This is a genomic window from Rhizobium sp. Leaf453, assembly GCF_001425605.1.
Classification (GTDB): domain Bacteria; phylum Pseudomonadota; class Alphaproteobacteria; order Rhizobiales; family Rhizobiaceae; genus Pararhizobium.
In genome coordinates this window covers 58,356-71,705 of record NZ_LMRG01000030.1, presented here as the reverse complement: position 1 = coordinate 71,705, position 13,350 = coordinate 58,356, and the positions used below count along the sequence as shown (strand labels likewise).

Below are 13,350 nucleotides of genomic sequence, written 5' to 3'. Positions count from 1 at the left end.
AATGTCCAAACCGCTCGAAATTGCCGACCTGAAGGCACTCGCCAAACGCCGCGTGCCGAAGATGTTCTTCGATTATGCCGATAGCGGAGCCTGGACCGAGGGCACCTACCGTGCAAACGAGGATGATTTCCACAAGATCAAGCTGCGCCAGCGCGTGCTGGTCGATATGACCAACCGCTCTCTGACGAGCGAGATGATCGGCCAGCAAGTGTCGATGCCGGTGGCGCTGTCACCGACGGGCCTGACCGGCATGCAACATGCCGACGGCGAGATGCTGGCGGCCAAGGCGGCGGAAGCGTTCGGCGTCCCCTTCACGCTGTCGACCATGAGCATCTGCTCGATCGAGGATGTTGCGTCAGTCACGACCAAGCCCTTCTGGTTCCAGCTTTACGTCATGCGCGACCGGGAATTCGTGAAGAACCTCATCGACCGCGCCAAGGCGGCCAAGTGCTCGGCGTTGGTGCTGACGCTCGATCTGCAAATTCTCGGGCAGCGACACAAGGACCTGCGCAACGGCCTGTCTGCACCGCCGAAGTTCACGCCCAAGCACATCTGGCAGATGGCGACGCGGCCGCTCTGGTGCATGCAGATGCTGCAGACCAAGCGCCGCAGCTTCGGCAACATCGTCGGCCATGCCAAGAATGTCTCCGACCTCTCCTCGCTGTCCTCTTGGACGGCCGAGCAGTTCGATCCGCAACTGTCCTGGGAAAATGTTGCCGAGATCAAGGAGATGTGGGGCGGCAAGCTGATCCTGAAGGGCATCTGTGATGTCGAAGATGCGAAGATGGCCGCGCGCACCGGCGCCGACGCCATCATCGTTTCCAACCATGGCGGCCGACAGCTCGACGGCGCCCCCTCCTCCATCAGCATGCTGCCGAAGATCGTCGATGCCGTCGGCGACATGATCGAGGTTCATGTCGATGGCGGCATCCGCTCGGGCCAGGATGTGTTGAAGGCCATCGCGCTCGGCGCCAAGGGCACCTATATCGGCCGCCCCTTCCTCTACGGCCTCAGCGCCGGCGGCCAGGCCGGCGTGACGACCGCGCTTGAGATCATCCGCAAGGAGCTTGACATCACCATGGCACTCTGCGGCAAGCGGGACATCAGAGACATCAACCGGGATGTGCTTGCGCAGTGATCGGATTAGGCCGGAGTGACCGTAAGGTTGACACCCAGAGCCTTGATGACGCCGAGGAGGGTTGAAAGCTTCGGGTCACCTTCCGTACTCAAGGCCTTGTAGAGTGCCTCTCGCGTGACGCCGGCATCCCGCGCAACCTGTGTCATGCCTTTTGCACGAGCCACCGTTCCAAGGGCGGCAGCAATGTAGGCGGCATCGCCGCTTTCAAACGCGTCGCTGAGAAGTTCAGCCTGAGCTTCCGGCGTGTCGATATATTCGGCCGCATCAAACGGCAGCGTTTCAATTGCCATTGTCGAAATCCAGATCGTCCACCATCGCCTTGGCTTTCCTGATGTCCCTGTCTTGCGTGCCTTTGTCGCCGCCACAAAGCAGGATCACGAGAACGGCCCCGCGCTGGACGAAATAGACGCGGTAGCCGGGGCCATGATCGACGCGAAGTTCGCCGATACCGTCGAAAAATTTCGCATCACCGAAGAGACCCGCCTGTAAACGCACGATACGCTGCGCAATCCGCGTTCTGGCCCTCACATCCCTGAGATTGCCAAGCCAATTCCGGAAGATCGCAGTTTGGCGGACTTCCATCCTGACCTCAGTTTACACCAGAAACCGTGAACTACAATTCACAAAATTCAACTCCCCCGATAGGTCGAGTAGCTGAATGGAGAGAGCAGCAGCGGGACATGATAGTGGCTGCCAGCATCGGCGATGCCGAAGCGTAGCGGGATCAGGTCGAGAAACGGCGGCGTTAGATCAAGAAACGCAGGTTCCGGCATGGCGGCCCCAACCTCCCGAAAATAGTCTCCGGCATGGAACAGAAACTCGTAAATGCCGACGACAAAAAATTCACCTTCCAGCACCGACCCATCGACACGACCGTCCATGTTTGTCCAAACACTGCGGACAAGATACTTTTTATCCCCCTCGATCCGGAACAGATCGATCCTCAGCCCCTGCGCCGGCTTTCCGAGCGCGGTGTCCAGAACATGCGTGGTCAGCCGGCCGGATGTGCTCATGGAACGCTCGCTTTCAAAAGGGATAGGGGATGACGAAGGGCTCATCGTAAAACACTTCCTCAAGATTGTTGCCCGGACCATCGCGATCGACAACCAGAAAATCGCTGACGGTGTCCACCGACATCAGGGGATGATGCCAGACATTGCGGCCGTAATTGACGCCCTGTCCGCCCGTCGCCAGGAAAACGCGCGGCAGGCCCGGCTTGCCACCTTCGTCCGGCGCAACCACCGCCAGCCAGCCACCGCTGCTGAGCGGCGAAAAGCTCTGAGATCCGAGCGGATGCCGCTCCATCATATTGAGCTTGTAGGGAAAGCTGCGCGGCTGGCCACGGAAGATATTGATGATCACGCGAGCGCCATCGCCGATGACATCGGCGGCGCCGAGTGCGTGAAAACGCTCCGTCGTACCGCCATTGATCAGCCGCATTGAGGCCGGATCAGCCTCGATGACCGTGCCGAAAGGCGCAAAAGCAGCCTGTGTCAGCGGCTCAATCGTCAGGATGCGCGCCATCAGCGGGACTGCCCTGCCTGATCGAGGCGTGACGACTTCATTTCATGCATTGTCTTCTCCGGGCAACATGGCGCGCAGCCGCAGCAGCGCGATCTTTTCGACCTGTTTCGTTGCCGTTTCAAATTCCTCTTCGACCGAATTGTCAATCCGGACCTCGAAGGCTGAGAGAATGTCGTCCTTGCCCAGCCCCTTCACCGCAATGATAAACGGGAAGCCGAATTTCTGGGTATAGGCGGTGTTCAATTCGGTGAAGCGCGAATGCTCGGCTTGCGTCAGCCGATCCAGACCGGCGCCGGCCTGCTCGGCCTTCGAATCCTCGGTGAGTTCGCCGGCTACAGCCAGTTTGCCGGCAAGATCCGGATGTGCCCGCAGAACGGTAAGACGCTCGTCCCGGCTCGCCGCACGAAAGGCCACGACGAGAGCTTCATGCACGGAATCCGAAGTGAGATTCACGCCGGGGTTGCTGGCGAAGGCGCGTTCGGCCACCCAGGGCGAATGCTCGAAGACGCCACCGAAACGCTGAACGAAATCAGCAGCATCCATCACAGAGCTCCTTGCGGTTTGTGATGCTCGTACCAGTGCCGGGCAATGTCGATCCGCTTAGGAATCCAGACCTTCTCGTGGCTCAGCACATAATCGACGAAACGGGCAAGTGCCGCCGCTCGCCCCGGCCTACCAACGAGGCGGCAATGCAGGCCGACATTCATCATCTTCGGACTGCCCTTCTTGCCCTCGGCATAGAGCACGTCGAACGTGTCCTTGAGATAGGTGAAGAACTGGTCACCGGAATTGAACCCCTGCGGCGTGGCAAAGCGCATATCGTTGGCATCGAGCGTGTAGGGAATGATCAGGTGCGGCTTTTCCGGCGTCAGGCCCGGCACCCAATAGGGCAATTCGTCGGCATAGCTGTCCGAGGAATAGACGAAACCGCCCTCTTCCAGCACCAGCTTCAACGTGTTGTTCGACGGCTTGCCCTGATACAGGCCAAGCGGATGCGAGCCGGTCAGCTCCGTGTGCAGACGCACGGCCTCGCGAATGTGCTTGCGCTCTTCCTCTTCGGAAAAATCCTTGTATTCCAGCCAGCGATAACCGTGGCTGGCGATTTCCCAGCCCGCCTCCTTCATGGCGGCGACGGCTTCCGGATTACGGGCCATGGCGAGCGTCACGCCATAGACGGTGACATCGACATTGCGGCTGGTGAACATCCGCCACAGCCGCCAGAAGCCGGAACGAGATCCGTATTCGTAGATCGATTCCATGTTGAGATTGCGCTGGCCCGGCCAGGGCTGCGCGCCGACGATCTCCGACAAGAGCATTTCCGATGCCTTGTCACCATCGAGGATCGAGCTTTCGCCGCCCTCTTCATAATTGACCACGAACTGCACGGCGATCCGCGCATCGCCCGGCCAGCGGACCTCCGGAAGATTGCGGCCATAGCCAACGAGATCACGCGGATAGGATTGTTCCACCATCAAATCACCTTTCGAATGTGCCGGAACGGTAGCATCCGAGACCGGAAAGTCGAGGTGAAAATGGCGGAAATCACGAAGCGAAAACTGGCCTGCGTCGTGGTTTCGGCGTGACAGGTTTTCAGTAACTGGCCTGCAGACGGCGTGCTGCCATTGCCGCCTTGCTTTCGGTGATATACGGCCCAGGCGAAGCCATTGCCGCCATAGTTCTTACGCCACCGGACACCGGCCGATGTGCCGAAAGCTTGCCGAGCGGATGCTGCGAATGGACCCTTAGCGGTGCGCCGGGTTCCGTCTCGACGAACAAGGCGAGGCTGGAAATCTTCAACGGCTCAAGCAGAACCGGCGTGAAGAAATCGCGCAAGGCTGTTTCGAACCGGGCGTTCAACCTGGGATGGATCGGCCCCGTCAGCATCATGTGAAAACGGAATTCGTCCATCACATACGGATATCCCCAGCGATGCAGATTGGAAAACTGCGGTGCGGTCAGATGGTCCGGATTCCGACGCTCGATTTCGGCGTCGCTCAACGGCGCGCGAAACGTATCGAAAGCCTGGACGACGGAAGCGGCGAGGTGATTCATCTGCTCGCACGGGACCGAAGGTGTAAGGCCAAAAAATTCGCCCAGTCGCGCAATTTCCATACTGGGAATTTCGAATGGCGTCATCGTGCTGGCGAAATGCATCAGCGCCTTCAGCAGCGCCGCTTCGTCGGTGTCGGGATGCAGACGGAACGGCGCCTTGATCGTGCCGTGGAAGCCGTAACGACGCGGCACGGCGGTGTGAAAGGCCAGTTCCTGCCGGCTGAAACCGGCAATTGATGGCGCTTCCGGCGCTTCGCCGGAATAGACGTTGCGGCCCAACCAGCTTGCCGCGGCGACCGAAAGCGGGTCGTACATCGACGGCGTATAATAGATCGCGTACCGCATCGGGCTCGCTCCGTTCCAACTTGAAATCTTGGACCGGAGTTAAGTGATTTGCGTGACAGAATGACGAAGTCGGGCTTACACAAAATTGATCACAGGTTGCAATTGCCGATGGAAAATTGTGCCGATATCGGGAACCAACCGCGATTTTCCTCGTTTTCGTGTGTGAAAACAAACGAGGAGAAAAACAATGACTTACCAGACCAACAATTTCCAGGATGCCGGCATCAAGGAAACCCATGACCTGATCGCCAGCGACAAGGTTGAAGGCACCAGCGTTTATGGCCAGGATGGCAAACATATCGGCTCGATCGAGCGCGTGATCCTGGAAAAGCGCAGCGGTCGCGTCTCCTACGCGGTTCTCGGCTTCGGCGGTTTCCTTGGCATCGGCGAGGATCACTACCCGCTGCCTTGGAGCAAGCTGAGCTACGATGAAAGCCTTGGCGGCTATCGCACCGATGTCACCCGCGAGCAGGTCGAGAATGCGCCGAAATATCACGGCGATGAGGAATATGACTGGAACAAGGAAAACGGCCGCCGCGTCTACGACTATTACGGCGTTCCGCCCTATTGGATGTAATCATCCAATGCCTGCAAAGCCCCGCGATTGCGGGGCTTTTTGCGTTCAGGTGCCGCGCACCAGCGAAAAATGCTCCTGACAGCGGAAGGACTGCGGCAGGCCCTTGTCCGGGCGCCCGCAGATTTCTCCGATCACGCTTTCGGCAAGGCGATGTGCGAGACCGAAACTGATCTTGAAACCGCCAGTCAGAATATAGAGTTTCTCGAAATCAGGATGCCGCCCGACCATCGGATCCCGCCCGATCGCCTTTGGCCGCAATCCGGCCCAGCGCTCGACGACCGGCGCATCGCGCAACAGAGGCACGATGGTTCTCGCGTGGTCGAGCAGGTCCTCCAGTTGGCCGTCGGTCGATCGCGGATCGGAAAAGCTGTTCTCGCTGGTGCTGCCGACGGCGACAAGGCCATTGTCATGCGGGATCACATAGAGTCCATCGAAGAAGATGACAGGAAGAGCCGGATCGATATCGGCCTCAAGCAAGGCTGCCTGCCCCTTGACAGCAACACCGGTTGGCTCCGCAGCCGCTGTTTCCAGCCGGTCCAGATGCCCGAAGGACTGGACGCCGGCGGCAAGCACGCACGACCCGAACGACAGCGTCTCGCCACCCGAAAGGATTGCCTGTCCCTTGACGAGATCGAGATTTAGCAATTCCCGTCCCTCCTCGATCCGTACAAGGTTCGATTGGCGAAGATACGCCAACAGCAACGCCAGCATCCGCCGGGGATCAACGCGCCCGGCGAGCGTATCGAGCACTACGCCGCTTGCCATAGTCTCGCTCTGCGGCCATCCGGCCGGTGTGGCATCGTCGCGGACATGCCAGAAGAACTGCCTGTCCCCGACGCGCCAGTTGGCCAAAGCATCCTGCTCGTGCCGAAGGGCGATGGTGCGCAAATGCGGCTTCGGCAATGGAATGAGCCGCCCGGATCGGCGATACCCGGCCGACAATCCTGTCTGCGCTTCAAGCGCGGCGATTTCCGCTTCGAGCGCGACCAGCGCATCGAACTGGAACCGCTTCTTGCCGTTCCAGCGATCCGGCATATGCGGCATCAGTGCGCCGACCACGCCACCGCTGGCGCCCGCTCCGATCCGGTCCTTCTCGATCAGCACTGTCTTCAAGCCCGCCCGCTCGGCCATGACGGCCGCCCAGAGCCCCATGATACCGCCGCCGACGATCAACAGATCCGTCATCGATTGACCTTCCCGGATGTGGAGATTATCGGTTCGGCATGTCCACCGAACACCCCGATCTTGCGTCTGCGCCAGAAGCCAAAATCCCGGATCAGTCGACCCTCGAATGGCACGAGGGCGATATGCCCTATTCGCAGGAATTTGGCGATCATTTTTATTGCCGGGAAGATGGCCGGCTGGAATGCGGCCATGTCTTTCTGGAAGGAAACGGCCTGCCGCAACGCTGGGCACGGCAACCGGATTTCACCATCGGCGAACTGGGCTTCGGCACCGGCCTGAATTTCTGCGAAACCTGGCGGCAGTGGAAAGAGGCGCGAACTCCGGACGGCAGGTTGCACTATGTTTCCTTCGAACGATTCCCGATGCAGGCGGACGAGATCGGCAAGGCCCTGTCCCACTGGCCGGAAATCACCGCTGAACGGCAGGCGCTATGCGCTGTCTGGCCGAAACAGCCATCAGGCCATGTCACACTCGATTTTTCCGGTGGCCTCCGTCTCACCGTCGCCTGCGGCAATGCCTTCGACCAGATCCAGAATTTCGATCCTATATTCGACGCCTGGTATCTCGATGGCTTTGCACCCCGGCGCAATCCGGACATGTGGTCGGAGGACCTGATGCGGCGCGTTCACGGCAAGACTGTCGAGGACGGAACCTTCGCCACCTATGCCGCCGCCGGCTTTGTGCGTCGCAATCTTCAGGCCGCCGGCTTTGCGGTCGAGCGTAAAAAGGGATTTGGCAGCAAGCGGGAAATGCTCAGCGGCGTGAAATCGTCATCCGGCGTCGCGTAAAAGCCAGCCTGAAAAACGGTCTTCTCTCCCAGGGATTTTTGCTGTCGCAAATGGTGGCGCATAAACGACATCGAATCTGCAACATGCGCCTCTGTCCAAACCGATGGAAAAACCATGAGTGAGAATGAATTTCCGCAGTCCCCCAACATCGATACCGATGCGCCGGTGGAACGCCGCCGCCGAACCGGCGGGCGTGGTGCGGACCGTTCGCGCAAGGGTGCCGGAAGTTCGAAATATCTCCACCTCGTCAACACGATCGCGAAATCCACCGTCCTGACCGAGGAGGCGCTGGAAGCGATCCACGAAGCGTCACTGACTATTCTGGAAGAAATCGGCATGGACGTCATCCTGCCGGAGGCACGCCAGCGGATGAAGGCCGCCGGCGCCGACGTGACGGCGGGAACCGACCGCGTGCGCTTCGATCGTGGCCTGATCATGGACATGATCTCGTCCGTGCCATCAGGTTTCACGATGCATGCACGCAATCCGATCCGCAATGTCCAGATCGGCGGCAACAACCTCGTATTCGCGCAGATCGCCTCCGCTCCCTTCGTGGCCGATCGTGAAGGCGGCCGCCGCGCCGGCAACCAGGAGGATTACCGCAAGCTGGTGAAGCTCGCCCAGTCGTACGACATCATCCATACGACCGGCGGCTATCCGGTCGAGCCGATCGACATCCATGCTTCAGTGCGCCATCTCGATTGCCTGTCCGACATGGTGAAGCTCACCGACAAGGTGTTTCACTGCTATTCGCTCGGCCAGCAGCGCAATATCGACGCGCTGGAAATCGCCCGGATCGGCCGCGGCATCACCGCTGAACAGATGGAGCGCGAGCCGTCGCTGTTCACCATCATCAACACATCCTCGCCGCTGCGTCTCGACGGGCCGATGCTGCAGGGCATTATCGAAATGTCCTCGCGCAATCAGGTCGTTGTCGTCACACCGTTCACGCTGGCCGGTGCCATGGCTCCTGTCACCATTGCCGGCGCCGTCGTGCAGCAGAATGCCGAGGCGCTGGCTGGGATCGCTTTTACCCAGATGGTCCGCCGCGGCGCGCCGGTCATGTATGGCGGCTTCACGTCCAATGTCGACATGAAGACGGGCGCGCCCGCCTTCGGCACACCGGAATACATGAAGGCGGTCATTGCCGGCGGCCAATTGGCACGGCGCTACGGCATTCCCTACCGCACATCCAACACCAACGCATCCAACACGCTGGATGCGCAAGCGGCGTACGAATCGGCCCTGTCGCTCTGGGCGCTGACGCAGGGCGGCGGCAATTTCATCATGCATTCGGCCGGCTGGAGCGAGGGCGGCCTGACGGCATCCTTCGAAAAATTCATCCTCGATGTCGACATGCTGCAGATGGTGGCAGAATTCCTGACGCCGCTCGATGTCAGCGAAGATGCGCTCGGCCTCGACGCGGTGCGCGACGTCGGCCCCGGCGGCCACTATTTCGGCACCGCCCATACACTGTCCCGCTACGAGACGGCCTTCTATTCGCCGATCCTGTCGGACTGGCGCAATTTCGAGACTTGGACGGAAGCCGGCCGGCCGACCACTTACGATCACGCCAATCGCGTGTTCAAGGAAAAGCTCAACGAGTACGAAAAGCCACCGCTCGATCCGGCGGTCGAGGAAGAACTCGATGCCTTCGTTGCCCGCCGGAAAGCCGAAGGCGGCGTTCCGACGGATTTTTGAAGCAGGATATCAGTTGGACATGGCCGAGCGGACGGACGAGATCAGCTTTTCCGTCGGCAGGTTGCTGTAATCCTTGCTGATTTCCACCGTGGTCTTCGCCCGTGTCGCGGTGGACAGCATGGTGCGGAGGTCGCCGAGCGTCTGGGGCGCTGCGCACACGACCAGGCGGTCGAACGCCCCTTTCTGCTCATAGTGATCGATCTTGCTCGCAACATCCGCCGTAAACCGCTGCTGCTCTTCGCGCACCGGATCGCTCGAATATTCCATCGCAGAACGTCCATGGCCGTTGGACGAATGGCTTCGGCCCGGCTTGTCGGCCATGATGTCCTGCACGCGCTTGGGTTCTATCTGGAAAATTTCCTGCTCGGGGTTCTGCGGTCCATCCTTGAGGAAATTCACACCCTTCAGAAGGCGGGCCTGGTTTCCATCGGCGGCAAGAATCCATGTCGTCGTCATTTTTTTCTCCTCGAGCGTGATCTTGGCGTTCCGTGATCACAGCACCGGCGGCACCGGACCGAACGCCTCACCGCCCGTGGGGAACGAGCGGCGCGAAGGAATCAACGCCCGGCGGATGGGGAAGGTTCCCGAGGCTTCGGCAAAAATCCCCCGGCGGAACGCCAGCCACGGCGCCGCTACATTCGACGTCAAACAGCGGCTATGGTCTCTTTCGAATCATATGTCGGACCCGTCTCATGCCTGAACCGCTGAAAAACCTGCTCCACCCTGCCCTTATCCTGTCCATGGCGGGAAATGTCGCGGAACAATTCTCCGGCTTCGACAGGGATCGGTTTGTCAAACTGGCAAGTAAAGACATCAATCAACTGGAACTGATGCAGCGTGCGCTGCAGATTCGAGATGCGCTCGTAGAAACCCTGCCTGATGATTTCGAACAGGCCGCCGCCATCCTCTCCGCCAGCCTGCCGCAGGACAGACGCACCGGCATCACCGGCTGGGCGCTGCTGCCGGTCAGCCAGTTCGTGGCGCAGAAAGGCCTCGGCCATTTCGATCTGTCGCTCGAACTGCTCAAAAAACTCACACCGCATTTCACCGCCGAGTTCGGCATCCGCCCCTTCATCCATGCCGATCAGGATCGCGCACTGAAGACGATCGGCACATGGGCATCTCATCCCAACCACCATGTTCGCCGGCTTGCGAGCGAAGGCACCCGCCCCCGCCTGCCCTGGGCCATGCGTCTGCCGGCCCTGATGCGCGATCCACAGCCGATCCTGCCGATCCTCACTGCCCTGCTCGATGACCCGCAAGACTATGTCCGCCGCTCGATCGCCAACAGCTTGAACGATATCGCCAAGGATCATCCGGCACTGGTCGCCGCTTTTGTCGGCGAACATATCGGCGGTGCTTCACCGGAACGAAAACAGTTGCTGCGGCACGCCTCACGCACCTTGTTGAAAAAAGGCGATACTACCGCGCTCGCCAATTTCGGCTTCGCCCCGAGTTCCGGTATCAGCGCGGTCCTGGCCGTCGATACCGAAGTTGTCATGTTCGGTGGCGCCCTCGCCTTCTCCCTGTCCCTCACCAATGAAAATGCTGCGCCGCAACAGTTGATGATCGACTATGCCGTCCATCACCAGAAAGCCAATGGCACCCTGGCGCCGAAAGTCTTCAAGTGGAAGAGCCTGACGCTGAAGCCCGGCAAAACGCTTGTGATGGCGCGCAGCCACGCCATGCGCGCCATCACCACCCGGCAATATTACCCCGGCGCCCACCGCGTCGAGATCCTCGTCAACGGCGCGGTTCTGGCCGGTGGCGATTTCACGCTCACCATGAACTAGCACGCCATCGTGTTCGCATCTGCGAAAACTATCCCTTGACTTTTGACGGGAAAACAACGACATGAGGCGCAGCGTCACCTTCTGGCCGCCGCGTGAGCGAGCCCTGCGGGATCAACCGATCCGTAACGAAGGATAAGCGCACCCAGAAATGTTTTGCCAAACGTGGCAAAATGCAGCGCAGACAGCTTAATCAACCCACAAGTTCCCAAATCACGCGGGGTTCTTGACGCGAAGCGAAACCGGAACCGCATGGTGCAGTTCCGGCGATGTTCGTTTTGCGCCCCCGATAAAGGTACTACATTGACCACTTTCAAAGACCTTGGCCTCTCCGAGCACGTGCTTTCGACCCTCTCCTCCCTCGGGTTCGAAACGCCGACGCCGATCCAGGCCCAAGCCATTCCGCTTGTCATGGAAGGCCATGACCTGATCGGTCTCGCCCAGACCGGCACCGGCAAGACGGCCGCTTTCGGCCTGCCGATGATCGAAAAGATGATGGCGGATGGCAAGCGTCCCGACCCGCGCAACATCCGCGCCCTTATCCTCGCCCCGACGCGCGAACTGGTGAACCAGATCGCCGACAACCTGAAGGGCTTCGTGAAGAAGACGCCGATCAAGGTCGTGACCGTCGTCGGCGGCGCCTCGATCAACAAGCAGTCCGAACAGCTGGCCCGCGGCACCGACATCCTCGTCGCCACCCCCGGCCGTCTGCTCGACCTGGTTGCCCGCAAGGCCGTCACCCTCACCCAGGCGCGCTACCTCGTTCTCGACGAAGCCGACCAGATGCTAGACCTCGGCTTCATTCACGACCTGCGGAAGATTTCCAAGCTGGTTCCGAAGAACCGCCAGACGCTCTTGTTCTCGGCCACCATGCCGAAGGCGATCGCAGAACTTGCCGCCGAATACCTGAGCACGCCGAAGCGCGTCGAAGTCACGCCTCCGGGCAAGGCTGCCGACAAGGTCGAGCAGTATGTTCACTTCGTTCAGGGCGCCAGCCAGAAGACCGAAATCCTGAAGAAGACGCTGACCGAAAACCCGGATGGCCGCGCCATGGTTTTCTCGCGCACCAAGCACGGCGCCGAAAAGCTGATGAAGCATCTCGACCATGTCGGCTTCTCCGTCGCCTCGATCCACGGCAACAAGAGCCAGGGTCAGCGCGAGCGTGCCCTGAAGGCCTTCCGTGATGGCGAAACCCGCGTTCTGGTCGCCACCGACGTTGCTGCCCGCGGCATCGACATCCCCGGCGTCACGCACGTCTACAACTACGACCTGCCGGAAGTTCCGGACGCCTACGTTCACCGTATCGGTCGTACCGCCCGCGCCGGCCGCGACGGCATCGCGATTGCCTTCTGCGCACCGGACGAAATCCGCCTGCTGCGCGATATCGAACGCCTGATGAACATCGAGATCGAGGTTGCCAGCGGCGAAGTTCCGGCCGATCGCGCCCGTCCGAAGGGTGCGCGCGGCGGCAATGGCGCACGCAACGCCTCGCGTCCGGCCGGCAACGGCCATAACGAACGCCGTCCGCGTCCGCAGGGCGGCAGCGACAACGTGCATCGCGCCGAACGTGCGGCACCGAGCCCGTTTGCGGGTGACGATCTTCTGGTTGGCGACAACCAGCAGAAGAAGCAGCATCGCAAGGGCCAGGGTCCGGCCGCACAGGCAGCCCACGAGCAGGCACTCGCCAAGCGTCCCGGCGGCAACCGCAACGGACGTCCTGGCCAGAAGCAGGGCGAATGGCGCAACCGCAATCATGGCGGCGCCAACCAGAACCGCGAAGCCACCGGCCCCGGAGCCCACACTCAGCGCAAGCGCGCCAACGGCCAGCGCCGCGACGAGGCGTAAGCCTTTTCGCAAGCATGATTGCTGAATTGCAGCGGCGGGATGAAAATCCCGCCGTTTTTCTTTGGCTGCCGATTCTAAAAAAATACGCGCTGCCTTGGTCGATTTCGGACGTCGCGCGTTTACCCTTGGAAATCAACGCGCCAAAGGAGACCATCATGGCCAAGACGTTTGACCTTTCCGACTTCTCCGAAGACGAACTGACCACCCTGATCGACGAAGCAACCCGCCTGCGCGACACGCAACGCGACAGCAAGGCCCGGGAGCTTCCGAAAGCGGCAGACGGCTCGAAGGGCCAGGACGTACATGATCCGGATCATGGTGTCATCACTTCGCCGACACCGCGCGAAGTCAAGGAAGAAGGCCCGGCCCACGGCGCAGCCGCCTGAGCACGCCGCTGCCACTCCG

The 13,350-nt window shown here is 60.5% G+C and carries 16 protein-coding genes; 7 read left to right on the top strand and 9 right to left on the bottom strand.

Features of this window, described 5'->3' with window-relative positions; genetic code table 11:
• Position 1: 1 nt before the first annotated feature.
• A complete protein-coding gene (locus tag ASG68_RS28170; protein ID WP_062576808.1) occupies positions 2-1,138 on the top strand; it encodes an alpha-hydroxy acid oxidase in 1,137 nt (378 codons plus the stop codon).
• Between the two features lie 5 nt (positions 1,139-1,143).
• Here the strand turns inward: ASG68_RS28170 and ASG68_RS28165 are convergent, their stop codons facing one another.
• The 7 genes from ASG68_RS28165 to ASG68_RS28135 all read right to left on the bottom strand — a co-directional run bounded on the left by ASG68_RS28165 (position 1,144) and on the right by ASG68_RS28135 (position 5,059).
• The gene (locus ASG68_RS28165) at positions 1,144-1,428 is read right to left on the bottom strand and encodes an addiction module antidote protein (RefSeq protein ID WP_062576806.1); all 285 of its coding nucleotides are present in this window, start codon (positions 1,426-1,428) and stop codon (positions 1,144-1,146) included.
• Positions 1,418-1,720, bottom strand: a complete 303-nt coding sequence (locus tag ASG68_RS28160; RefSeq protein WP_062576804.1) for a type II toxin-antitoxin system RelE/ParE family toxin — start codon at positions 1,718-1,720, stop codon at positions 1,418-1,420. The genes ASG68_RS28165 and ASG68_RS28160 overlap by 11 nt, the downstream gene beginning before the upstream one ends.
• Before the next feature lie 47 nt (positions 1,721-1,767).
• A complete protein-coding gene (gene uraH, locus ASG68_RS28155; protein ID WP_062576802.1) occupies positions 1,768-2,151 on the bottom strand; it encodes a hydroxyisourate hydrolase in 384 nt (127 codons plus the stop codon).
• A 13-nt stretch (positions 2,152-2,164) separates the two neighbouring features.
• Positions 2,165-2,662, bottom strand: a complete 498-nt coding sequence (locus ASG68_RS28150) for an ureidoglycolate lyase (RefSeq protein ID WP_062576800.1) — start codon at positions 2,660-2,662, stop codon at positions 2,165-2,167.
• Positions 2,663-2,704: 42 nt separating this feature from the next.
• The gene (gene uraD, locus ASG68_RS28145; RefSeq protein WP_413814053.1) at positions 2,705-3,205 is read right to left on the bottom strand and encodes a 2-oxo-4-hydroxy-4-carboxy-5-ureidoimidazoline decarboxylase; all 501 of its coding nucleotides are present in this window, start codon (positions 3,203-3,205) and stop codon (positions 2,705-2,707) included.
• A complete protein-coding gene (gene puuE, locus ASG68_RS28140; RefSeq protein ID WP_062576795.1) occupies positions 3,205-4,134 on the bottom strand; it encodes an allantoinase PuuE in 930 nt (309 codons plus the stop codon). The genes uraD and puuE overlap by 1 nt, the downstream gene beginning before the upstream one ends.
• Before the next feature lie 118 nt (positions 4,135-4,252).
• Positions 4,253-5,059: a DUF1045 domain-containing protein gene (locus tag ASG68_RS28135; RefSeq protein ID WP_062576793.1), complete on the bottom strand. Its 807-nt coding sequence runs from the start codon at positions 5,057-5,059 to the stop codon at positions 4,253-4,255.
• A 187-nt stretch (positions 5,060-5,246) separates the two neighbouring features.
• Here ASG68_RS28135 and ASG68_RS28130 point away from each other — a divergent pair, with 187 nt between their 5' ends.
• Positions 5,247-5,636, top strand: a complete 390-nt coding sequence (locus ASG68_RS28130) for a PRC-barrel domain-containing protein (protein WP_062576791.1) — start codon at positions 5,247-5,249, stop codon at positions 5,634-5,636.
• 45 nt (positions 5,637-5,681) lie between these two features.
• On the opposite strand, the gene ASG68_RS28125 is transcribed toward ASG68_RS28130, so the two are convergent.
• Entirely contained in the window at positions 5,682-6,821 is a 1,140-nt protein-coding gene (locus ASG68_RS28125; protein WP_062576789.1) for an NAD(P)/FAD-dependent oxidoreductase, read from the bottom strand.
• 38 nt (positions 6,822-6,859) lie between these two features.
• Here ASG68_RS28125 and mnmD point away from each other — a divergent pair, with 38 nt between their 5' ends.
• Positions 6,860-7,609 carry a tRNA (5-methylaminomethyl-2-thiouridine)(34)-methyltransferase MnmD gene (mnmD, locus tag ASG68_RS28120; RefSeq protein ID WP_082478150.1) on the top strand — a complete coding sequence of 250 codons (750 nt, stop codon included), beginning with the start codon at positions 6,860-6,862 and terminating at the stop codon, positions 7,607-7,609.
• A gap of 114 nt (positions 7,610-7,723) precedes the next feature.
• Entirely contained in the window at positions 7,724-9,310 is a 1,587-nt protein-coding gene (locus ASG68_RS28115; RefSeq protein ID WP_062576787.1) for a trimethylamine methyltransferase family protein, read from the top strand.
• Positions 9,311-9,319: 9 nt separating this feature from the next.
• Here ASG68_RS28115 and ASG68_RS28110 read toward each other — a convergent pair whose 3' ends face one another.
• A complete protein-coding gene (locus tag ASG68_RS28110; RefSeq protein WP_062576785.1) occupies positions 9,320-9,766 on the bottom strand; it encodes a host attachment protein in 447 nt (148 codons plus the stop codon).
• Between the two features lie 236 nt (positions 9,767-10,002).
• Between ASG68_RS28110 and ASG68_RS28105 the strand changes: the two genes are divergently transcribed.
• The 3 genes from ASG68_RS28105 (at position 10,003) to ASG68_RS32665 (ending at position 13,331) form a co-directional block, all read left to right on the top strand.
• On the top strand, positions 10,003-11,103 hold the full coding sequence (locus ASG68_RS28105) for a DNA alkylation repair protein (protein WP_062576782.1): 1,101 nt from the start codon (positions 10,003-10,005) through the stop codon (positions 11,101-11,103).
• Positions 11,104-11,403: 300 nt separating this feature from the next.
• A complete protein-coding gene (locus ASG68_RS28100) occupies positions 11,404-12,945 on the top strand; it encodes a DEAD/DEAH box helicase (protein WP_062576781.1) in 1,542 nt (513 codons plus the stop codon).
• 14 nt (positions 12,946-12,959) lie between these two features.
• Complete coding sequence (locus ASG68_RS32665) at positions 12,960-13,331, top strand: hypothetical protein (protein WP_244484354.1); 372 nt, start codon at positions 12,960-12,962, stop codon at positions 13,329-13,331.
• The last annotated feature ends 19 nt before the right edge of the window (positions 13,332-13,350 follow it).